At 41.1% G+C, this 21,618-nt stretch carries 23 protein-coding genes; 6 read left to right on the top strand and 17 right to left on the bottom strand.

Going from position 1 to position 21,618, the window contains the following annotated elements; all coding sequences use genetic code 11:
* Positions 1–82: 82 nt before the first annotated feature.
* Complete coding sequence (gene dnaK / locus E4S40_RS12065) at positions 83–1,999, bottom strand: molecular chaperone DnaK (RefSeq protein ID WP_135074365.1); 1,917 nt, start codon at positions 1,997–1,999, stop codon at positions 83–85.
* Positions 2,000–2,426: 427 nt separating this feature from the next.
* Between dnaK and E4S40_RS12060 the strand changes: the two genes are divergently transcribed.
* The gene (locus tag E4S40_RS12060) at positions 2,427–3,233 is read left to right on the top strand and encodes an MOSC domain-containing protein (protein ID WP_135074363.1); all 807 of its coding nucleotides are present in this window, start codon (positions 2,427–2,429) and stop codon (positions 3,231–3,233) included.
* Positions 3,234–3,237: 4 nt separating this feature from the next.
* On the opposite strand, the gene hemE is transcribed toward E4S40_RS12060, so the two are convergent.
* The 6 genes from hemE to truA form a co-directional block, all read right to left on the bottom strand.
* Complete coding sequence (hemE, locus tag E4S40_RS12055) at positions 3,238–4,263, bottom strand: uroporphyrinogen decarboxylase (protein ID WP_135074361.1); 1,026 nt, start codon at positions 4,261–4,263, stop codon at positions 3,238–3,240.
* 98 nt (positions 4,264–4,361) lie between these two features.
* Entirely contained in the window at positions 4,362–4,895 is a 534-nt protein-coding gene (locus E4S40_RS12050) for a hypothetical protein (protein WP_135074359.1), read from the bottom strand.
* A 78-nt stretch (positions 4,896–4,973) separates the two neighbouring features.
* The gene (locus tag E4S40_RS12045) at positions 4,974–5,492 is read right to left on the bottom strand and encodes a hypothetical protein (RefSeq protein WP_135074357.1); all 519 of its coding nucleotides are present in this window, start codon (positions 5,490–5,492) and stop codon (positions 4,974–4,976) included.
* Between the two features lie 3 nt (positions 5,493–5,495).
* Positions 5,496–6,080 carry a hypothetical protein gene (locus E4S40_RS12040; protein WP_135074355.1) on the bottom strand — a complete coding sequence of 195 codons (585 nt, stop codon included), beginning with the start codon at positions 6,078–6,080 and terminating at the stop codon, positions 5,496–5,498.
* Positions 6,081–6,120: 40 nt separating this feature from the next.
* Positions 6,121–7,893 (bottom strand): ABC transporter ATP-binding protein, encoded by a 1,773-nt coding sequence (locus E4S40_RS12035; RefSeq protein WP_135074353.1) that lies wholly within the window; start codon positions 7,891–7,893, stop codon positions 6,121–6,123.
* A 6-nt stretch (positions 7,894–7,899) separates the two neighbouring features.
* Complete coding sequence (truA, locus tag E4S40_RS12030) at positions 7,900–8,658, bottom strand: tRNA pseudouridine(38-40) synthase TruA (protein ID WP_135074351.1); 759 nt, start codon at positions 8,656–8,658, stop codon at positions 7,900–7,902.
* Positions 8,659–8,759: 101 nt separating this feature from the next.
* On the opposite strand from truA, the gene E4S40_RS12025 reads away from it, so the two are divergent.
* Positions 8,760–9,236: a DUF4293 domain-containing protein gene (locus E4S40_RS12025; protein ID WP_135074349.1), complete on the top strand. Its 477-nt coding sequence runs from the start codon at positions 8,760–8,762 to the stop codon at positions 9,234–9,236.
* A 57-nt stretch (positions 9,237–9,293) separates the two neighbouring features.
* Here E4S40_RS12025 and E4S40_RS12020 read toward each other — a convergent pair whose 3' ends face one another.
* From E4S40_RS12020 to E4S40_RS12010, 3 genes are read right to left on the bottom strand one after another with little or no spacing between them, the layout of a single operon-like run.
* Positions 9,294–10,049: a mitochondrial porin family protein gene (locus E4S40_RS12020; RefSeq protein WP_135074347.1), complete on the bottom strand. Its 756-nt coding sequence runs from the start codon at positions 10,047–10,049 to the stop codon at positions 9,294–9,296.
* An 11-nt stretch (positions 10,050–10,060) separates the two neighbouring features.
* On the bottom strand, positions 10,061–10,750 hold the full coding sequence (locus E4S40_RS12015; protein ID WP_135074345.1) for a hypothetical protein: 690 nt from the start codon (positions 10,748–10,750) through the stop codon (positions 10,061–10,063).
* The gene (locus E4S40_RS12010; RefSeq protein ID WP_135074343.1) at positions 10,747–11,277 is read right to left on the bottom strand and encodes an RNA polymerase sigma factor; all 531 of its coding nucleotides are present in this window, start codon (positions 11,275–11,277) and stop codon (positions 10,747–10,749) included. Before E4S40_RS12010 ends, E4S40_RS12015 begins: the two co-directional genes overlap by 4 nt.
* A gap of 140 nt (positions 11,278–11,417) precedes the next feature.
* Between E4S40_RS12010 and E4S40_RS12005 the strand changes: the two genes are divergently transcribed.
* The 4 genes from E4S40_RS12005 (at position 11,418) to E4S40_RS11990 (ending at position 15,062) form a co-directional block, all read left to right on the top strand.
* Positions 11,418–12,527 carry a trans-sulfuration enzyme family protein gene (locus E4S40_RS12005; RefSeq protein WP_135074341.1) on the top strand — a complete coding sequence of 370 codons (1,110 nt, stop codon included), beginning with the start codon at positions 11,418–11,420 and terminating at the stop codon, positions 12,525–12,527.
* A gap of 126 nt (positions 12,528–12,653) precedes the next feature.
* Entirely contained in the window at positions 12,654–13,046 is a 393-nt protein-coding gene (locus E4S40_RS12000) for a PAS domain-containing protein (RefSeq protein ID WP_135074339.1), read from the top strand.
* The gene (locus E4S40_RS11995; RefSeq protein ID WP_135074337.1) at positions 13,043–13,879 is read left to right on the top strand and encodes an MBL fold metallo-hydrolase; all 837 of its coding nucleotides are present in this window, start codon (positions 13,043–13,045) and stop codon (positions 13,877–13,879) included. The genes E4S40_RS12000 and E4S40_RS11995 overlap by 4 nt, the downstream gene beginning before the upstream one ends.
* Positions 13,880–13,970: 91 nt before the next feature.
* Positions 13,971–15,062, top strand: coding sequence for a 6-phosphofructokinase (locus E4S40_RS11990; RefSeq protein WP_135074334.1), 1,092 nt, complete (start codon positions 13,971–13,973; stop codon positions 15,060–15,062).
* Here E4S40_RS11990 and E4S40_RS11985 read toward each other — a convergent pair.
* The 7 genes from E4S40_RS11985 to E4S40_RS11955 form a co-directional block, all read right to left on the bottom strand.
* A complete protein-coding gene (locus tag E4S40_RS11985) occupies positions 15,059–15,496 on the bottom strand; it encodes a DUF2214 family protein (protein ID WP_135074332.1) in 438 nt (145 codons plus the stop codon). The two genes, E4S40_RS11990 and E4S40_RS11985, sit on opposite strands and share 4 nt — an antisense overlap.
* A gap of 102 nt (positions 15,497–15,598) precedes the next feature.
* Positions 15,599–16,024, bottom strand: a complete 426-nt coding sequence (locus tag E4S40_RS11980) for a hypothetical protein (protein ID WP_135074330.1) — start codon at positions 16,022–16,024, stop codon at positions 15,599–15,601.
* 171 nt (positions 16,025–16,195) lie between these two features.
* On the bottom strand, positions 16,196–16,939 hold the full coding sequence (locus E4S40_RS11975) for an MBL fold metallo-hydrolase (protein ID WP_135074328.1): 744 nt from the start codon (positions 16,937–16,939) through the stop codon (positions 16,196–16,198).
* A 178-nt stretch (positions 16,940–17,117) separates the two neighbouring features.
* Positions 17,118–17,666 (bottom strand): hypothetical protein, encoded by a 549-nt coding sequence (locus tag E4S40_RS11970; RefSeq protein ID WP_135074326.1) that lies wholly within the window; start codon positions 17,664–17,666, stop codon positions 17,118–17,120.
* Between the two features lie 44 nt (positions 17,667–17,710).
* The gene (locus E4S40_RS11965; RefSeq protein WP_135074324.1) at positions 17,711–19,249 is read right to left on the bottom strand and encodes a YifB family Mg chelatase-like AAA ATPase; all 1,539 of its coding nucleotides are present in this window, start codon (positions 19,247–19,249) and stop codon (positions 17,711–17,713) included.
* A 60-nt stretch (positions 19,250–19,309) separates the two neighbouring features.
* On the bottom strand, positions 19,310–19,678 hold the full coding sequence (locus E4S40_RS11960) for a hypothetical protein (RefSeq protein WP_135074322.1): 369 nt from the start codon (positions 19,676–19,678) through the stop codon (positions 19,310–19,312).
* Between the two features lie 31 nt (positions 19,679–19,709).
* Positions 19,710–21,542 (bottom strand): ABC transporter ATP-binding protein, encoded by a 1,833-nt coding sequence (locus E4S40_RS11955; protein WP_135074320.1) that lies wholly within the window; start codon positions 21,540–21,542, stop codon positions 19,710–19,712.
* Positions 21,543–21,618: the final 76 nt, after the last annotated feature.

Raw genomic sequence — 21,618 nt, 5'->3', positions numbered from 1 at the left:
TTCCTAGCTGGGATTCTTGGCTTTTGAATGCCAAAAGCACTCGGGTAATTTCCGAGTGCTTTGAATTATTGGTTTAGCTTTATTACTTCTTGTCTTCGCTAACCTCTTCGTAATCTACGTCAGAGACTCCGTCTCCGCTATCGCTTGCTCCAGTAGCTCCTGCGTCAGCACCTGGCTGAGCTCCCGCTCCTTGAGTTGCATTGTAGATTTCCTGAGAAGCAGCTTCCCAAGCTTTATTTAGCTCTTCCATTCCAGCATCAACTCCAGCCAAATCTTGAGACTGGTGAGCAGCTTTCAGTTTATCCAAAGCTCCGTTGATGGCAGTTTTGTTACCTTCAGAAAGCTTATCGCCATATTCTTTCAACTGCTTTTCAGTCTGGAAAATTAAGCTGTCAGCTTGGTTAAGCTTTTCGATCTTTTCTTTTTCAGCCTTGTCAGCTGCTGCATTTGCTTCAGCTTCTTTCTTCATTCGGTCAATATCCTCCTGAGAAAGTCCAGAAGAAGCTTCGATCTTGATTTTCTGTTCTTTTCCAGTTCCTTTATCCTTTGCAGATACGTTGAGGATACCGTTCGCATCAATGTCGAAAGTAACTTCGATTTGAGGTACTCCTCTTGGTGCTGGCGGGATATCTGTCAACTGGAATCTACCGATGGTTCGGTTGTCCTTAGCCAAAGGTCTCTCACCTTGAAGTACGTGGATATCTACAGCAGGCTGATTGTCAGCAGCAGTAGAGAACACTTCAGATTTCTTGGTAGGAATTGTCGTGTTGGCTTCGATCAATTTGGTGAATACTCCGCCCATGGTTTCGATACCAAGAGATAGAGGAGTTACGTCCAAAAGAAGTACATCTTTCACTTCACCAGTCAATACACCGCCTTGGATAGCAGCTCCGATAGCTACTACTTCGTCAGGGTTTACACCCTTAGAAGGCTTCTTGCCGAAGAACTTCTCAACTTCTTCTTGAATCTTAGGAATTCGAGTAGATCCACCGACCAAGATTACTTCGTCAATTTCAGAAGCAGTTAGTCCAGCATCTTGAAGCGCTTTTTTACAAGGCTCCATGGATCGTTTCACCAAGTCTTCAGAAAGTTGCTCGAACTTAGATCGGCTCAATGTTCTTACCAAGTGCTTTGGTCCAGTTTGAGTTGCTGTGATGTAAGGCAAGTTGATTTCGGTAGAAGAGGAGCTGGAAAGCTCGATTTTCGCCTTTTCAGCTGCTTCTTTCAATCTTTGAAGAGCCATAGGGTCCTTTCTCAGATCGATTTGCTCTTCCGCCATGAATTCATCAGCAAGCCAGTTGATGATTACTTGGTCAAAGTCGTCACCACCCAAGTGTACATCACCATTGGTTGATTTTACTTCGAATACACCATCGCCTAGTTCAAGGATTGAAATATCGAAGGTACCACCACCGAGGTCATACACAGCGATTTTCATGTCCTGATTTTTCTTGTCCATACCGTATGCCAAAGCCGCTGCGGTAGGCTCGTTGATGATACGCTTCACTTCCAAACCGGCAATTTGTCCAGCTTCTTTGGTGGCTTGACGCTCGGCATCATTGAAGTAAGCAGGCACGGTAATAACTGCTTCAGTCACTTCTTGTCCCAAGAAGTCTTCAGCAGTACTCTTCATTTTCTGAAGAATCATTGCAGAAATTTCCTGTGGGGTGTAGGAACGGTCACCGATTTTGATTGCAACGGTGTCGTTTGGTCCTTGCTCCACTTTGTAGGAAGCGTGTTTTTTCTCTTCGGAAACCTCAGAGAATTTTTTACCCATAAATCGTTTTACAGATGAAATGGTATTTGCGGGGTTGGTGATGGCCTGACGCTTGGCAGGATCACCTACTTTTCGCTCGCCATTTCCATTGTCTAGAAATGCTACAATAGATGGGGTAGTTCTTCTTCCTTCACTGTTTTGGATGACTACAGGCTCATTTCCCTCCATTACGGCTACGCAGGAGTTGGTGGTACCCAAGTCAATGCCTATAATTTTTCCCATGATTATAAATTTTATTTAGTTTCTGATTCGGTTTATTTCCTTTGCTTCAATGCTTATGCCATCTGATAATTTTGATTTTTTTGTGTCACAATGTCAGATTCACTGGCAGATTCCAAGAAGTTTTCCTTCATAATGGCACGGTTAGTTTTTAGAAATCTGAGATTGTGACAGGATTTTTTGATTCTCTATGCAACCTTTTCTTACTCCTCTTCATCTTTTTGGTATGAGACAATTTTTTGGCAAAAAGCGAAGTCAAGACCGGTTAAAGTGGACCATGATATTCCTTTTATTGATGATTTTTGGGATGATGACTCGAATCGGTTTTGGGATTCTACTTCTAAAACAGTGGTTTTTCTAAACAAACACTCATGGTAAATCAAAAATTAGATAAGAGGGGTTAACTTGTGCTCCTTACTCTAATCAAACCATGGATTCACTTATAATTCAGGATATTTATATCTACCCGATCAAATCATTGGGGGGAATTCGTTTGAATGAAGCAACTGTAGAAGAAAAAGGTTTTCGCTATGATAGGCGATGGATGCTTATAGATGAAGAAGGTGTTTTTGTGTCTCAGCGTTCCTTTCCAAAATTAGCTTTGCTTCAAGTAGAACTTTCCCAAGATGCCCTAAAAGTATTTCCAAAACATGATCCAGGAAATTTCCTATTGATTCCTTTTGACCAAGAAGGAGAGGAGTCCGTAGAGGTGGTCGTTTGGGATGATACAATGACTGCCAAGTTGGTCGATGCCAAGTTTGATCGCTGGTTTTCTGATTTTTTGGGTAAGCACGTTAGACTTGTGAAAATGCCTGAATCAACTCGAAGGCTAGTAAGTCCAAAATATGCAGTAAGGGGAGAGGCTGTCAGTTTTGCAGATGGGATGCCTTACTTACTAATTGGAGAGGAATCTCTAAATGATCTCAATCAAAAACTGGAAAAACCTGTTTCGATGGATCGCTTTCGCCCTAATTTGGTTTTTTCTGGAGGAAAACCTTTTCAAGAAGATACTTTTAAAAAGATTAAAATCGGATCTGTTGATTTTCAAGTGGTCAAGCCCTGCGCACGCTGTGTATTGATCACCGTAGACCAAGAGACAGGAATAAAAAGCAAAGAACCGCTTCGGACTTTGTCATCCTATCGGACCAAAGGAAATAAAGTCCTTTTTGGTCAGAATATGGTTGCTTTGGGTGAAGGAGTGGTGAAAATTGGTGATCCGATTAATATTTCTGAATAATTGGTTACCGAAAGTCTTTTACCGTCTGAATAAAGACTTTTACCATTTCCGGGTCAATATCCGGATAAACTCCATGACCCAAATTGGCGATATGTCTGCTTCCCCGGAATTCTCCCATCATTTTCTGAGTCGCAATCTGTATTTGTTCGGGTGAACCGTAAAGTGCGGCTGGGTCTAAATTTCCTTGAAGAGTCTTGTTTGGTCCGATTAATTTTCTGGATTCAGCGATTCCCATATTCCAATCCAAACCGATCGTTTCACAATTCAATTTCCCCATAGCTTCCCTAGCAAAGAATGCTCCCTTTGCAAAAACAGTTTTTGGAACTTCTTGAATGGCATCGCAAATCTGGGAAATGTATCGAAGGGAAAACTCCTCATATTGATCTGGACCAAGAATGCCGGCCCAGGAATCAAAGATTTGAATCAAATCTGCCCCGGCCTCAATTTGGGCTTTTAGATAGTTGATCGTACTGTCAGTGATCATTTGGAGCAGGCGATGGGAAAAGGCCGGCTCTTTATAAAGCATCGCTCTAGCCTTGGAGAAGGTCTTGCTTCCACTTCCCTCGATCATGTATGCAAAAATGGTCCAAGGTGCCCCTGCAAAACCAATTAGCGGTACTCGGCCGTTTAGGTTTTTTTTGGTGATTTCAATCGCTTTGATGACATAGCTCAGGTCATTTGCACCGTCAGCGATTCGTAATTTTTTCAGATCTTCTTCCGAAGAAACTGTGTTTGGAAACCAAGGCCCTCGCTTTTCCACCATTTCATAAGGTAATCCCATGGCTTCTGGAATTACTAGAATATCTGAAAAAATGATGGCAGCGTCCACTCCTAATAAATCTACTGGCTGGATAGTCACCTCTGCGGCTAATTCAGGAGTTTGGGCAAGTTCGATAAAGCCTGAAACGGACTCACGCACGGCACGGTATTCGGGAAGAATTCGTCCTGCTTGACGCATCAGCCACACCGGAGTGCGTTCTACTTTTTCACCTTTTGCTGCCCGAAGCAGTAGATCATTTTGAAGTTTCATGCGGCAAAGATAGGAAGCAAATAATATTTGGTATTAAAAAAAACAGGATTGTAGCACCGCTTCAATCCTGTTTGTGGTAGAAGTTGGTTTAGTGAATATTAATTTTTGGATTTTGGTTTGAGTGGAATAAAATCATCCTCTTCTATTCCCAATAACTTGGTGACAGCTTCGTAATCGGAGAAATCAATTCTGGAGCCAGCAAAATCTGCAGGTACAATTACGATTCGAAATAGCTGATTATCTGTCCAATCTGAGGAAAGCAAACTGTAATCCAATGGCCCATCCAAAAAGACGGAAAAGTCAAATTGGGTAAAGTCATAATTGTACATTAGCACGCCTTCTTCAAAGAAAATAGTCTGTGGAAGGGGCCTCCAGATAGGGGTATTTCCATCTTGCTCCCAACGGATATAGACAAGAACTACATCACTATCTAAAATGGCTGGATCAAATTCAAACAACTCTCGGTAATCATTTGCTTCTGTAAAGTCCACTTCTACTTCAAAAGCTTCCCCTACGATAGTGATACCGTCTAATCCATCTTGTCCGGGAGGGCCTGGAGGTCCTACGGGTCCTTCACAGGCTTGGAATGCAAACATTGTTGCGAAACCAAATATTGCAATAAGTTTTTTCATAAAATTTTATTTGGCTTAGTAATAATTATTGTCACGAAAATTTCAGAAATAGGTTTGGTTAAAAAATGTAAAAAGCTCTCAATTCCTTATCGGAGCGATCACATGTACCTCATTTTCAGAGATTATCTTATCGATAAAAATTTCTGATAATTCAAGTTTTGCCGAGTCGGCAAAGTCCTGAAGTCTACTTTTTACCTTTTCAGGTCCTGGCATGACCCATCGACTTCCTTGAATTCTGGCTAGTAAGTAGCGATTCTCCTCAAAAACCAACTGCTCGTATTCATCGCCAACCAGTAATTGGTCAATTCCCACAAAAACCCGCATGGTATCTAACTTTCCAGCAGGTTCGACTTCATAGATTGTCTGCAAAAAGCTTCCAGGATGTAAGGACTTCTCAGTCTCGATTTTTTCAAAGGTTTCTTTCAATGAAGGATCCTGAGGAGTCCCAACATAATAAATACCTGAAAGGGGAGTAGGTTTTTGATTTACAAGGGTGATTTGAATAGGATTGTTTCCTCCCAAGTAATTGAAAATGATTAATCCTCCCAAGACCAAAAAGGCTAGGAATACTAGGATTACGATAAGTTTTCTGCTCATGGTTTAGAACAAATAGCGAACGCCAATTCCTCCTTGACCTTTGATATGCCCCACTCGATCCAGTAATTCCAAAAAGATTCCTACTTCGGCAAATACGGAGATAGGCAATTCATCAAAATAGTATTCTCCTCCTACGAAAGCTTCAGGCCCAAAATCAACATTGCTTCGCTGCTCGCTAAATGTTCCACCACTTTCACCTGCTCCCAAGTTGTAGGTATAGTTAACCTGAGTGGTGCGTAGCTGCGCGCCTACTCCTCCATACCCTAAAAGATATCCTTGTGAAATATCAAATACATCGGTAAAATCCTCATGATAGGCCACTCGGCCATGAAGAGATACTCCTTTGCTGGCGCTATGGCCTATGTAGAAAGCATTGGAACTTGGTGGGTTGTTTTCAAAATCACGCTGATAGTAGCCTGGGCTGTTAATTCCTCCGCTTCCTATCATCACCTCCCAAGAAAAATAATCATCAAAGAAATCCTTGTAAGTCAAGTTGAATGGTTCACCTAGTCGAATTCCAGCTCCTCTTTCCTGTGCTATCCCCAAAAATGGTAAAAGGAATAGCAAAAATGCTAATCTGTGTTTCACGTTATTCTAGTTGGTTTAATTGATTCAAGCAAATTCCAGGCTAGATTGCCATGGTCTTGAGCTGCATTTGATGGAGTTGGGTGTAGTAGCCTCCTTTTTCTAGCAACTCATCGTGTTTTCCCTGCTCCACGATTTCTCCCTTGTTCAATACAATGATGTTGTCAGCTTTTTGAATGGTAGAAAGTCGGTGAGCGATGACAATGGATGTCCTGCCCTTCATCATTTTTTCGATAGATTCCTGAATGAGTTCTTCCGTTTCGGTGTCTACTGAGCTTGTGGCTTCATCCAAGATGATAATTTCGGGATTGTAAACCATTGCTCGAACGAAGGAGATTAATTGTCTTTGACCCACAGAAAGCGTAGCACCTCGTTCCATCACATTGTAGTCCAAACCACCTGGCAAACGTTCGATAAACTTCCGAGCTCCCACCATTTCAGCTGCTTCCAAAACTTGCTCTCTGCTGATTTTCGGGTTGCCTAATGTAATGTTGTAATAGATGGTGTTGGAGAATAAAAATACATCTTGGAGTACTACGCCAATATGCTTTCGCAGAATACCCAATTCAAATTCCCGAATATCTGTCCCATCGATGGTGATAGAGCCTTTATTGATTTCGTAAAATCTTGAAAGTAGGTTTATTACAGATGATTTACCCGCTCCTGTAGCTCCGACAAGAGCAACTGTTTGCCCACTTTTTACAGAGAAATTGATGTTTTTCAGGACATAATCCTCATCTATATAAGCAAACCAAAGGTCTTTGAATTCGATGTTTCCTTTTACTTTTTCAGGCTTAAAATCTCCTTCATTCGCGATGTGTTCATCACTATCGAGCAGTTTGAAAATTCGCGATGAACTAACCACACCCATTTGAAGGGTATTAAATCGGTCTGCAATCATACGGATCGGTCTGAAAAACAATTGCAGGTACATGATAAAGGATATCAGAACTCCGACTTGTAATTCCAGTCCCAAAACTCCTACAGCGCCATACCAAACAACCAACCCAATCCCAATTGCCTGAATAATTTCTGCTACGGGGAAGTAAATGGAATAATATAAAACGGACCGAATATGCGCTGTTCGATGCTCTCGGTTGATTTCTTTGAATTTTTCAAATTCCCGATCTTCTCGATTGAAAATCTGAACAATATTCATCCCTGTGATGTGTTCTTGAAGAAATGAGTTCAGGTTGGATACCGCGTTTCGCACATCATTAAAGGTGACTTTGATCTTTTCCTTGAAAATGTAAGTCGAAATAATCATGAGTGGAAGTGTACACAAACTGACAAGGGTGAGCTTCCAATCGATATAAAACATGACTCCCAAAATGGTCACCAATTGCAGTAAATCCCCTATGATAGCAGCTAAACCTTCACTGAATACGTCAGCTAAAGTTTCGATATCCGAGATATTTCGTGTGACCAATCTTCCAATTGGGGTATTATCAAAGAACTTGAGTTTCAGACGAAGTAAATGGTCAAATAGCTTGACACGAATATCCCGAATGATCACCTGTCCAATCCAGCCAGAAAAATAGGTGTGGGCCCATTGGACGACCGCTTGTAGAATCATCAGACCTACTAAAATGTAGATCATCTGAACCAGACCGGCACTGTCACCTATGGCAATGTGGTCATCGATGGCAACCTGAATGAAATAGGGTCGCGTAGGAGCCAAAATTGCCAAGGCAATAGTCAAAAACACCAAAAAATAAAACTGAAGTTTGTAAGGCTGCACATAGCGATACAATTTCTTCAGGACTTTGGTGTCTACTATTTCACCGGAAGAAGTTTTTTCTTTTTCTAAGCTCAAGGTTTTTCAATCTAGGTAAATTTCTCGGGGGTAAACTACCCTACTTAAAAAAAGACCTTTAGCAGGTGCGGCTTTACCCGCTTTACTTCGGTCTTTGGATTGAATAATTTCCACCATACTTTCTGGTGATTTTTTACCAACCCCAATCTCCACCAAAGTTCCGACAATTGCCCGTACCATCCCACGCAAAAATCGATTGGCGGTTATATGGAATAACAATTCCTCCTCTTTTTGTTCCCAACGGGCTGACATAATTGTACAACGGAAATGATTGACCTCCGTTTGGACCTTACTAAAAGCTTCAAAGTCTTGTTCTCCAATCAGAAACTGAGCGGCTTGATTCATTTTTTCTACATCCAGATTTCCAAAAAATGTCCAGGCTAATTCATCGTAAAAGGGGCTTTTTTGGAAAATAATTCGGTAAAAATAAGATCGCTCCAAGGCGTCAAACCGAGCATGTGCATCAGGTTTTACAAGGCGAACGGCCTTTATTCCAACAGAATTTGGAAGAATTCCATTTAAAGCCTTGACAAGTCTTTTTGACTCAAAGGGGACGTCACATTCAAAATGACAAACTTGATGGGTAGCATGCACACCGGTATCAGTCCGTCCACTGCCCATTATATTGATGGGTTTCTGAAAATAGGTAGAAAGTGCAGATTCTATGGATTCTTGGACCGAAAAGGCATTTTGTTGGATTTGCCAGCCGTGAAAAGGCTTGCCATGATAGCTTAATTCAAGGAAAAAGCGTTTGGTTTGGCTCATAGCTCACAAAGATACAATTCCCACAGGATTCCAATGGCAGATTTTAACTTTCCTTGTGAAAGCGGGGATTAGGGCTTTTCTTTGCTAAAAATTAGAAAATCATGATTCAACGAATTCAAACCATATTCTTGTTTTTGGTAGTAGTCTGCATGGGAGCAAGTATCAGTTCTCCCTATTGGTTGCAAGCTCAGGAAGCATCAGGCGAAACTTGGGAGCTGACTGCTTTTATGATGACTCATATGGATGCAGCAGGAGAAACTTTGGATTCTTCTTCCACTTGGTACATGGCTACATTGGCTTCATTTTCAGGGCTTTTGGCATTGATTTCCATTTTTCAATATAAAAACCGAACCCGGCAAATGATGTTCAATATGATCAACAGTTTGATCATGGTAGGTTTGGTTGTCGTAGTCTTTTTGACAACAAACGGAGTGAATTCTGAAATCAATGCAGTAGAGTCCGGTTCCTATCAGGCTGGATTTTGGGTGATTTTAGCGGCTATGGTATTTAATATGCTAGCTAATCGATTTATTAGAAAAGATGAAGCTTTGGTAAGATCAGTAGATAGGATCAGATAAAAAAGCTGAAAAAATAAGTAAGCCCTCAAGCGAAGTAGATCACTTGAGGGCTTTTTTTTACCAGAATCTCACACCGATTGTTGGGTAGAAAGTCTTTAAGTTTTCAGTGCCTACAACACCCACTTCAATAGCAATATTTTTATTGAGTTGGTGCTTGTAGAAAGCTCTAATTGTCGTACCAGAAAATAAGTCACTCTTGGTATCATTCATGAGTAGCCCAATTCCAACTGTGTTTTTCTTGTTTTCCCTTGAATATTTTTCCCAGGAAAACTCTGCATTTACAAACCAGCTGCTGTTTACTTTGATGTTTTTTTCGATGCGTGGAGGGAAATAAATATGGTTGGTGATCGATCCTCCAAAACTGAAGTTTCGAAGATTTAAATGAGTTCGGAAGCCAGCTACCGGAGTGAAATCACCTCCTGTATAATCCAAACCAACAGGGAAAGTGAATTCCAGGCTGTCTAAGTGCTGAACGTATTTATTCTCGACTTCATATTTTACAGCCTCTAGTCTGGTGGATGAAAAACTTTCAGCAATTCGATAGCCTTTCGTTTCAAACTCCGGGAATTTGGTAGCTTTCTCTAAAATTGGCTGGAATTCCTCTTGAAGTGATTCAACGCTGTGTTCCTGATTGTTGAAGTAAAGGAGAAATGTTCCTTCGTTGGGAAGATTAAATACTAATGTGTCTGTAATAGGAGATTTTTCATTGATCAGGTTTTGATTGAATTTGCTTAATTGGTTTTCTACCTCCTGTGCAAAAAGAGAGATCGAAAAGAGCATAACAATCCCTGTGAGAAGAAAATATCTTTTCATTTTTATAGTGTTTAAGATGTGATGGATTTGTTTTTAAATTTAATTTGAATGGTTTTGGAAGAAGAAGTCTGATACTTTCGATTCGATTGTAACTCTTCTTGGCTTTTCCCAAAAGCAGTTTTAACTCTCATTTTTGAGCGGCCTTTATCCCAAGAAATGTCTACTTCATGCAGGCTTTTGTTTTCTGAGGAGGCAGTGAATTGATTTGGATTATAAGTTGGGTCCAAGTTTACCTGCGGAATTTCTAAATTAGGTAAGGCAATGATGGGAATACTTACCTCTGCCAATTCCTGTTTTGATTCAATAGGTTTAGTTTCAGTGGTAAGAGTGGACGGTTCACTCATTTCTGCAAAGCTCTCTTTTCCCTCAAGGATTGGTTTCTCAACCTGTATAGGAATAGAGATATCTCGAATCTGCGTCAAAAGATCTGTTTCGAAATTAGGCTCTTGGTCTTTTTCCAACAAGACCCATGATAATGCAATCGTGAATACCAAAACCATTGCCGCTGCCAGTTTTTTCCAAATCGGAACGATTCTTTTCTCAGAGTCCAATTCAGTGACGATTCCTTCCCAGGCCTTGCTGCTTGGTTCAAAATGAGGAAGGTCAAGACTTACTTTTTCTAATTGAGTGTCGAAATCCTGCTGTTGCAAAATCTTATCCCAGCTAGTGCTTTTCGGAGTATGTTGAGGAAGATTTTTCATGCCTGAAGCAGTGTTTTGATTCTTGTTTTTAGAAGTTTCTTTGCATAACTCAGCTGGGATTTTGAAGTACTTTCACTCACTCCCAAAAGCTTGGCAGCTTCTTGATGTGGATAGCCTTCAACGGCAACCAACATGAAAATGGCCCTAGCACCGGGAGGAAGGCTTCGGATTGCCTGATCCAATAGTTCTCCGTCAAACCAGGATTCAAATTGATCTTCCCCAGCTTCTTCTATTTGATCCAATTTTTCAAATTGAAATTGCCTTTTACCCTTTCGAATGGCGTTGCGAGCTGTAATTGTCCGAATCCAAGATGTCAAAGCTTCCGGATGCTTCAAGTTTCGGATTTGTTGAAAAACCTGCACATAGGTGTCCTGCAGAACATCATGCGCCATGTCTTCATCATCCAACATTCGAAAAGCCAGAGAATAAACCATCCGCTTAGTCAATTCGAAAAGCTGAAATTGGGCTTTTCGATCTTGAGCGATGACCTGCTCTATCAATTCACTGTCTAGTTGAATTTGAGTCATTTTTGTTGATTCTATCCTAAAGAGTCAACCTAGGTTAAAAAGGTTGTAATGGTCCTGCTAAATTTTTTTCTGTGTAAAGTGTGCCTTTTCTCTCATTTCGTTTCCAAATAGATTGTTAAATTTCCAGAAATACCTAGGAAATGAAATTCGAAACACGCGCTATTCACAAAGGAAATCATATCACCGACAATACCGGATCAGTTGTTCAACCCATCACTTTAAGTACCACTTTCGAGCATGGAAATGAAGCTGGCTTGCTCTATACACGTGCTGGAAATCCCAATCGATTGGCTTTGGAAGAACTGATTGCTTCACTGGAGCAAGGAGTAGATGCGGCAGCTTTTTCATCTGGAAATGCTGCAGGAACTGCGGTCTATCAGGCTTTGGAGCCTGGATCTCATATTATCGCTCCGGATGATATGTACCATGGACTACATAATTCCATGACGATTCTATTCAAAGGAATTCATGAAGTGAGCTTTGTGGATATGAGTAATTTGGAGGCGGTGAAGGCTGCGATTCGTCCAAATACCAAACTTTTCTGGGTAGAAACTCCGTCTAATCCACTTTTAAAAATCACGGATATTCGAAAGGTTGCTGAAATCGCACACGAAAACGGGGCAATCTTAGCCTGTGATAACACCTTTGCTACACCTGTATTTCAAAACCCGCTTTTGCTTGGAGCGGACATTGTGATGCATAGCAGTACCAAATATTTTGGTGGTCATAGTGATTTGCTTGGAGGTGCATTGGTCACGAAGGAAAAGAATGAATTTTGGAACAAAATCAGAACCATTCAGCGAGTAGGGGGGGCTGTGCCATCTCCAACTGATTGTTATTGGCTAGCACGAAGTATTAAGTCCTTGGCTTATCGTATGAAGGGTCATGCAGAACATGCGATGGTCTTGGCTGATTATTTTTTGGCTCATCCAAAAGTGGAGCGGGTCTATTACCCGGGATTAAAAAATCACCCCGGTCATGAAATTGCAGCTTCGCAGATGAGTGGTTTTGGAGGAGTTGTATCTATTCAGGTAAAAGGCGGCGCTGTTTCAGCAGATAAATTGATCAGTGAGCTTCACTTATTTGCCAATGCTACAAGTTTAGGAGGAATTGAAAGTTTGATTGAGCGAAGAGCTGCTGTGGAAGGTCCTGATACCTTGACTCCTCAAAATTTAATTCGTGTCTCAGTAGGGTTGGAACATACCGAGGATTTACTGACTGATTTGGATCAAGCATTTTCTAAAGTTTGACCTGAACAAGATTTTCTAAGGTTTTTGCTTAAAAAACTGGTTATTTCATCTCAATTTTTGATTAGAAACATCATTTTCTAAAGATTTTTCTTAAATTTTATTTCATTTTTATTTGAACGCTTAACTATGCCCGCACAGCCCCTAGAGTTGATTTTAGGAAGGCAATTTGTTGACACCTTGTCTCTACCCGCCTTTCTGGTTGATCCAGAGGGCAATTTGTTGTTTTACAATGAACCTGCTGAAGTGATATTCGGATTGAATTTCGGAGAGACTGGGGGAATGCGTGTAGAAGAGTGGGCTACCATGTTTACACCTTATGATGACCAAGGAAATCCGCTTCCTCCAGAGGAGCTTCCATTGGTTAAAACGCTTCAGGATCTTAAGCCGAATTCCGGCTCATTTTATATTCACAGCCTCACAGGAAAGGAAATTCATATCGAAGTCACCTCTTTTCCCATCATTGCGCGACAGGATAGATTTCTAGGTGCCATGGCTATATTTTGGAAAATTGACCCATGATGAAGGTAAAAGTCTGGGGTTGTCGTGGTTCACTCCCTTCGCCAGGTCCAGAAAACAATTTTTATGGAGGAAATACTTCATGTGTTGAAGTCACAGACGGAGAAACATTTCTGATTTTGGATGCCGGCTCGGGTATTCAACGCTTGGGTCGTTTTATAGATAGAAATATCAAAGAGATCCATATTTTACTTACTCACTTGCATATTGATCATACGATGGGAATGGGTTTTTTTCTTCCCTTGTACGATCCTTCAGTGAAAGTTCATTTTTGGGGGCCGAGTTCGTCAGTGACTCCCCTTTTGCAAAGGCTGCGCAAATTCTTTTCTCCTCCCATGTTTCCGGTAAGGCTCGCTGATCTGCCCAATCATCCAGAAGTCCATGAATTGACTTATGATGATTTTTACATAGGTAATTTCCATATTCATTCCGAATATGTTTGTCATCCTGGGCCGACTTTGGGCTTTCGAATTCGGCTGGGGGATTCTACCATTGCCTATATCCCTGATCACGAGGTTCGTTTAGGATCCACAAATTTTCCCAACGATCCTGAATGGACAAGTGGGTTTGAATTGGCCAAGAAAGTTGACTTGCTATTCCATGATGGAGGATATACCTCCTCAGAATATGATCAAAAAGTCGGCTGGGGGCATAGTGCTGTTCAAGATTCCATAGAGTTTGGCGCTCTTTGTCAGGTAAAACGGATGGCGATTTTTCATCATGAACCCAATAATACTGATGAACAATTGGATGCTATTTTGGCTGATCGTCTGGAAGGGAGAAATCTCAGTTTTCCAGTAGAACTCTGTCGGGAAGGAGCTGAATACTTTTTATAGTTTCCTTCGTATTTAATCTATATTCTACTTCTATAACTTGTAATTCAGTGGGTATTTTCCCTTTTTGGGGGGAGAAAATTAATTTTTAAAAATGAAAAAAGTATTGGTTGCTACCGGTGGAGGAGATTGTCCAGGTTTAAATGCAGTAATCAGAGGAATTGCAAAACGGGCCACTCAGGAAAAAGGATGGGAGGTTTGGGGAAGTTATGAAGCTTTCAATGGAATCATGGAAAACCCTCCTCGGATGATTAAATTGGATGAATCCAATACAGCGGGTATTCATGTGATGGGAGGCACCATTATTGGCACTACCAATAAGGGAAACCCACTTCGATTTCCGGTAAAAAAGGCAGATGGATCGGTGGTTTTGGAAAATCGGCTTCAATTTTTAGTGGATACAATTAAGGAGTTGGGCTTTGATGCAGTAATCAATATAGGAGGGGATGGGTCCCAGGAGATTTCACAGGCTCTTTTTGAGGCAGGAATACCTGTCGTTGGTGTCCCAAAAACCATAGATAATGACCTTTCTTCCACAGATTTCACATTTGGTTTTCAAACAGCCGTTCAGATTGCTTCAGATTCTTTGGATCGATTAGTCACTACGGCAGCAAGCCACCATCGAGTGATGATTATGGAGGTTATGGGGCGAAATGCTGGTTGGATTGCCCTGTACACGGCAATCTCAGGAGGAGCAGAAGTCTGTTTAATTCCGGAAATTCCTTACGATTTAGGAAAAGTCATAGAAAAAATTCGAGCTCGATATGATGATGGAAGAGGCTTTGTCAATATAGTAATCGCAGAAGGAGCCTATGCAAAAGACGGCATTATTACTGGAGTTCAGGGTGAGTCGGGTAGAAATTCAGTGAGATTGGGAGGCGTGGCTTTTACCTTGAGTCAGCAGCTAAAGGATGCTGGTCTTGAGGCTGAAATCCGTGAAACTGTATTAGGGCATACCCAGCGTGGAGGTACTCCCATCGCTTTTGACCGAGTGATAGCTTCTGTTTTTGGGGTGAAGGCGATGGAATTGGTATTAGATGGGAAGTTTGGGCAATTGGTGGTTTTGAAAAATAATGATTTTAGCTCGGTGCCAATCACTGAGGCAATTAAAACCTATCATGTCGTAGATCCTTCAGGAACCTTGGTACAGGCAGCAAAAGGTCTTGGAATTACTTTTGGGGATTAGAAAATGGCGATTCCTTTTGCTATCAGCCCAGCTAAAATGGGAATGATGGATAAAATGATTAATTCCATTCTTACAGACCAAATAATTCCTTTTGGGATGTCCACTTTTTGATTTTGATTTCCTTTGGCTTGTTTGATGAAAAATACTGTTGGGTAAATTGAAATCAATCCGACTAGAATAAATAGTCCTAATTTGAGGTGAAAAGTAGGATTTTGGCTATAAAACTCAGTTGGTTTTCCATATCCTCCCAACCAAAGTGAAAGACCTACGATAAGAAGCGAAAGCGCTGAAATGCCATAAACTGCATCAATTCGGCTGAGTTGCTTGATTTGTTTTTTGCTTAGGCTATTATCCAATAGAAAAAATTCTGCAAATAAAGATCCAGCCAAGGTAAATACTGAAATAAAGTGAAGGTAACGAAGGAGGAGTTCCATGAGGTAATTGATTCATTTCAAAGACTAAAATTTAGGGAAATGAATCCATTTATCTAAATACCCTCGAAAAACTACCTCCTCCGATTATAATTGGTGGTTTTTTCAATCAATTGGGATGGTCAAAGTCAATGCCGGATAGGCTTTTGGAATAGCTCCTGTAAATCTTGGTGCATTCATCGGTTGATAATTCAGGCTTAATTCAGCTGCTTTTCTCGCATTTTTTCCTGAACTGACAAAAACTGGAATACTTGCAATCATAGCTGCTCCTCCAGCTACTACCATTACACTAGCCGCATTCATTGCATTATTTTGGCTATCTGTACAACTAAATAGACAAAAGTTTTCAGAACCAATAATGGCTCCCGCGCCTAACAAAGCAGCACCGCCCCCAAGAAGTATAAATGCTGTGGTTTTCTGCTTTTTACTTTTTTCCAAGTAATCCTGTTTGGTCAATTGCTGAGCAAAGCTTGGATAAGCTGCTCCAATCAAGGCCGCCACAACGAATGTGGCGATGAACAACTTTTTCATAGGATATTTCTTTAAAGGCTAGACTTTTTCCAGTGCTTCAAACTAATAGCCAAATCATTGTAAATGCCTGATTTTAGGCCTAAAGTGCAGTGATTTTAATCAGAGATTTAAAGCAAAAATAAACCCCTCGAAAAAGAGGGGTTTGATAACTATTCTGTGCAGAAATTATGCTTAATTCTCAGGATACCAATTTCGTAATCTTACTTCCACACCAGGAGTCTTTTCTCCAACAAGATTCTTGAATTTTTCTACGTCGCTCAGTCCATTTGTTCCTCGGTAGTGATACGGATAAACGACGGTCGGTTGAAATTCGGAAACAGCACTTGCTGCTTGGTCTACATCCATAGTAAATGGAAGATTCATGCAGACAAAAGCTACATCGATATTTTCCAAAGCTCTCATTTCCGGAATATCTTCGGTGTCACCGGAGAAGTAAAAACTCTTTCCTCCCAACTCCACGATATAGCCATTTCCTCTACCTTTTGGGTGTCTGCTGTCTTCTGTTTCAGGAAGATTATACATGGGAATCGCTTCAATTCTGCTTCCCAGGATATTCTCAACATCCCCATTACCCAACACGATGATGCTTTTATACTTTTCGGCAGGAAGTTTTTCGGCTACAGCTTGAGGTGCTACGATCACTGTATTCGAAAGATCGAGTCCATCCAAAGTTTCTTGATTGTGATGATCTCCATGAATATCCGTGATTAGAACAAGGTCAGCTGGATTTTGGGACTGGAAGCGCTCCGCACCACCATAAGGATCCACATAGATTGTCAGGTCTTTGTAATCCAAAACTAAGGAGCCGTGCAATATTGGGGTGATTTTTACCTCTTGATCATCCGTCTGGATTAAGTCCTGCGAAAAGCCCCAAAATGGCAGCATTACCAGTAATAATGAATATAACTTTTTCATATCGTTAAAATTGGAGGTTAGTTTGATTTAGGAAATCATAAATTTTTTTACTTCAGATTAACATCCAAACTATCCGATAGTTTTTAGAATGCTAAAGAAAGGGAATTCATAAGGGCTCTTCCTAACCCTTTATTGGGGTTAAACAAATCAGCATTATTTAGATGAAGAATAATACGAATTAATTATTGTTGGCCCAATCTTTCAGCAATTGAGGAGCATCTCCCTCTTCTGAATATATTTTTGCTTCATCGTTTTCTCTTATTCCCACATGCATAATCATTTTAGAGGTATCGTATAGAATAATGAAATTTGTAGTGTCACAGTTGTTTTTCTGACATGCTTGAGCAATAAATAACTCATTATCATACTCGATAGGCATTTCTACGGCCCAAGTTTCGATTAGGAAAGTAAATCTTTCTGGACCCAGGAGATTTTTCAGTCTTTCGGTAAAAGCAGAATTTTCGAAAAGCTTTACATCATAGGGGTATTTTTCATTTAAATCCTTTAGAAATTGAAGGCTGTCGACAACAATGTTTTCTGATGGGTTAGATTCCTGATTTAATAATTCTCTACCCTCTAATTTTTCTATTTCTTTAATAAAAACTTGATTCTCTTTTTCGATCAAATTTTTATTCGTTTTTAAAAGGCCGTCTTTTTCTGAGCAAGCACAAATTGGGCTTAAAATCAGAAAAGCAGCAAGGATCGATACAAGATTTTTATTATTCATAAGTTGAATATACCAGAATCGTAATTGATTTCCATGAGGGTGGTTTATCCTGCCCAGCCTTCTCTATCCAAACTTCGATACTGGATCGCCTCCGCAAGGTGTTCCACTTTGATCGTATCGCTGCCGGCTATGTCAGCTATAGTCCTCGCAACTTTCAGGATGCGATCATAAGCCCGGGCACTCAAACCTAGGCGCTCCATCGCGGTTTTGAGTAAAGCCTTTCCAGCTTCGTTGATTTGGCAGATTTCTTTGACCATGTGAGAAGGCATCATGGCATTGCAATAGACTTCGGGGTTGTTTTGGAAGCGTTGTTTTTGTTTTTCTCTTCCCTGAATCACCCGCTCCCTGATAGACTTGCTGGATTCGGATTTTCGGGTGGAGGTCATTTCATCAAACTTCACCGGAGTCACTTCCACGTGCAGGTCGATTCGGTCGAGTAGCGGTCCACTTACTTTGTTGAGGTAGCGCTGTACAATTCCCGGCCCACAGACACATTCCTTTTCGGGATGGTTGTAGTAGCCGCAAGGACAAGGATTCATGCTGGCAATCAGCATAAAATTCGCAGGATAATCGACTGAAATTTTTGCCCGAGATATCGTCACTTTCCGCTCTTCCAAAGGCTGGCGCATTACTTCCAAAACTGTACGTTTGAATTCCGGAAGTTCGTCGAGGAAAAGTACTCCATTATGAGCAAGGGAGATTTCCCCAGGCTGAGGATTACCTCCGCCTCCCACTAAAGCCACATCTGAAATAGTATGGTGCGGACTGCGGAAAGGTCGCTGAGCTAGCAGGGATCCGTTTTTGCCAAGTTTTCCGGCAACGGAGTGAATTTTGGTAGTTTCCAAAGCCTCTTGCAATGAGAGTGGTGGCAAAATGGAAGGAAGCCGCTTGGCTAGCATGGTTTTTCCAGCTCCGGGAGGCCCAATCATGATCACATTGTGTCCACCTGCAGCTGCAATCTCCATGGCGCGTTTGATATTTTCTTGCCCTTGGACGTCGGCAAAGTCAAATTCATTTTCATCCAGAGAATGGTAAAAAATTTCTCGTGTGTCAGTAATGGTGGGCTCGATTTCCAATTCTCCCATCAAAAAATCAGCTGCCTGCTGAAGGGTCTCTACACCAATAATATCCAGATTATTTACGATGGAAGCTTCTTTGGCATTTTCTAGAGGAAGGATAAAACCTTTAAAGCCTCTTTTTCGCGCTTCAATAGCTATGGGTAAAACGCCTTTGATTGGCCGAAGATAACCGTCCAGCGAAAGCTCTCCCATAATAACATAGCGATCCAGTTCTGGGAAATCTACTTGTTCGGAGGCTTGGAGAATTCCCATAGCAATCGGAAGGTCATAGGCTGAGCCTTCTTTTCGAATATCAGCGGGAGCCAAATTTATGACAACCTTCTGCCTTGGCATCCGATAATTGAAATACTTGAGAGCGGACTCCACTCGTTGTTGGGATTCTTTGACAGCAGAATCAGGCAAACCCACCATGTAAAAACTGGTGCCTTGTCCTACATTTACCTCAATTGTAATCAGGTTGGCGTCTACTCCTGAGACAGCGCTTCCAAAAGTTTTTGCTACCATACGAAAAAAGGAAACCGATTTTGGTTTCCTTAATATACAGTTTTTGAATTTAAACCTTAATTATTCGGTGAAATTTTGCCTTGGCGGCAGGTTACTGCTTTCACTATCCGAGGGTTTTGGAGTGCTTTCGGTCTTCGGTTTTTCTTGGCCTTTTGGATGCTCAAAATCATAGATTTTTGCTTTTAGGGCATTCATTTCGTTTTCCATCTTTTTGACTTTGCTTTGAAGCGAGGATTTCACGCCTTTACCAACTAGCCATGATATTAAAAACAGAACTAAACCTGTCAGCAATATTTTGACTACTGAATCAGAAGTGACTTCTGCAATTCCTACGAGCCCTCCCATGGTGTCAAAAGAGATGAAAAATAGGAGCAAGCCGGCAAAATAGACCAGCAAAATGATCTGGAGAATTCGATGAAATTTTTGCATAGTGGCAAAGAGTTGATTTGTTCGAATATAACTAAACTGACTGAATACTTGAAAGCTTCTGGTAAAGTCCCTCCTCCTTTAGAAGCTCGGAATGAGTGCCTCGCTGAATAATTTGTCCTTGGTCAATGACCAAAATTTCATCGGCGTGTTGAATGGTACTCAGTCGATGCGCGATAACCAAAGTGGTTCTGTTTTTCATCAGTTGAGTTAGCGCATCCTGCACCAATTTTTCGGATTCTGAATCAAGGGCAGAGGTAGCTTCATCTAAGATTAGAATAGGAGGGTTTTTCAATACAGCCCTCGCAATACTTAATCGTTGCCGCTGTCCGCCAGAAAGCTTGCTGCCCCGTTCGCCGATATTGGTTTGATAGCCATTTTCCATCTTTTCGATAAACTCATGAGCATTAGCAATTTTAGCTGCCTCAAGGACTTGCTGTTCAGAAACTCCCTCTAAACCAAATGCGATATTGTTGAAAACTGTATCATTGAAAAGAATAGACTCTTGGGTCACAATTCCCATGAATTTTCTCAAAGACGTCAATTCAAGGGACTTGAGATTGATGCCATCAATTAAAATAGCCCCACTCGTGGGATCATAGAATCGAGGAACCAAATCGGCTAAAGTAGACTTTCCGCCTCCTGAAGGTCCCACCAAAGCGATGGTTTTCCCTTTTTCCAGTTTGAAATTGATTCCTTTCAACACTTCTTTTTCACCATAAGAGAAATGTACATTTTGGAATTCAATCTCACGATCGAAGCCTTTCAAAATCTGGGCTGTAGCAGGAGATGTAATGGCTGCCTGCGTATCAACTACTTGAAAAATCCGCTCAGCAGAGGCAATTCCCCTTTGGACGCTTGAAACAGCCCGGGAAATTTCTTTGGCAGGATTCAGTACTTGTGTGAAAATGATAATATAGGTAATGAAGTCTGAAGCGCTTAAACTTGAATTCCCACTCAATACCAAGCTTCCTCCATAAATAAGAATTCCTGCAACGACAGTTACGCCTAGAAACTGGGAAATAGGAGAGGCTAGCTCGTTTTTTCGAGCCATATTAATATTGACAGCGGCATAGTTGTCTGTTTCCTGATCAAACTTGCCAAACATAAAAGACTCAGCATTGAAGGCTTTGATCACACGCATACCTCCTAGAGTTTCGTCCAGAATATTGACAATCCGTCCTAAGCTTTGCTGGCTTTCTACGGCTTTCTTTTTTAGTCTTCTGGTGATTCCTCCTATGATTGCGCCAGAAATCGGAATCAGTAAAATGGTGAATAGTGTCAGTTTGACTGACATAAAAAATAAAACTGCGAAATAGAGAATGATTGTAGCTGGCTCCCGAAAAACAACTCGAAGTGATTGTACAATCGTGTTTTCTACTTCTTGCACGTCATTGGTCATTTTCGACATCAAGTCCCCTTTTCGCTCATTCGAGAAATAGCCCAAATGCAAGCCACTCACCCGGTTGAAGATATCAGTACGCATCCCTTTGATAACCTTAGCTCGAACTTTTGCCAAAACCACTCCGGATAGGTAGGTAAAGAGATTGGATAGGAAAACTGAAAAGACGATGACTATACAGACAAAGGCTAGGGTCCCTACTTTGCCATAGCCATCCTGAATTTTCAGAAAGTAATGATTGAAGAGACTTGTGAAATACTCTAAAGTGAATTGGAAGCGCGGTAAGTCTCTGAATCTTTCTAAAGATTCTGGAGCTACTTGCTCAAAAATCACATCAAATAATGGCTTGAGTAGGGTGAAATTGATCAAGCCAAAAATGATAGAAAGGAGCGTATAGCCGATGTATGTAGGTACGAACTTGCCCAAAGGACGGGCGTAGGACAAGATCCGCAAATAAGTCTTCATGTAGGAAAAGTTCCGAATTTGGCCCGCAATTTACGCAAAATTGGTGAAGCCTCTTGATTTTGGAATCAGGGCAAAG

This window comes from Algoriphagus kandeliae (genome assembly GCF_004571135.1).
In the GTDB taxonomy this organism is placed as follows: Bacteria; Bacteroidota; Bacteroidia; order Cytophagales; family Cyclobacteriaceae; genus Algoriphagus; species Algoriphagus kandeliae.
The sequence above is the reverse complement of the archived record's forward strand: the minus strand, read 5'-3'. Positions and strand labels throughout refer to the sequence as shown.